This is a genomic window from Psychrobacter sp. 78a-MNA-CIBAN-0178 (genome assembly GCF_040309625.1).
In the GTDB taxonomy this organism is placed as follows: Bacteria; Pseudomonadota; Gammaproteobacteria; order Pseudomonadales; family Moraxellaceae; genus Psychrobacter; species Psychrobacter okhotskensis.
The window spans coordinates 1-274 of the sequence record NZ_JBEOOZ010000126.1 but is presented as its reverse complement, the minus strand read 5'-3'; the positions used below and the strand labels follow the sequence as shown (position 1 = coordinate 274).

Genomic DNA, 274 nt, shown 5'->3' with positions numbered 1-274 from the left:
GTGACGCATTAACCATTGGCGCTAAGTCAGTTTTATTAATAATTAATAAGTCAGACTTGGTGATACCCGGACCGCCTTTACGCGGAATCTTATCACCGGCACACACATCAATCACATACAGAGTAAGGTCTGATAGCTCAGGGCTAAAGGTGGCGGATAAATTATCACCGCCACTTTCAACCAATACCAGTTCTAAATTTGGGTGGCGCTCTTGTAGGGTGTCAATAGCAGCCAAATTCATCGAAGCATCTTCGCGAATCGCGGTGTGCGGGCA

1 protein-coding gene is annotated in these 274 nt (G+C 46.4%); it reads right to left on the bottom strand.

Annotated features, from left to right (window positions below):
• Nucleotides 1–274, bottom strand: a 274-nt coding sequence (locus tag AAEY80_RS14530) for a GTP-binding protein (RefSeq protein ID WP_350588579.1), incomplete at both ends; no start/stop codon positions are given.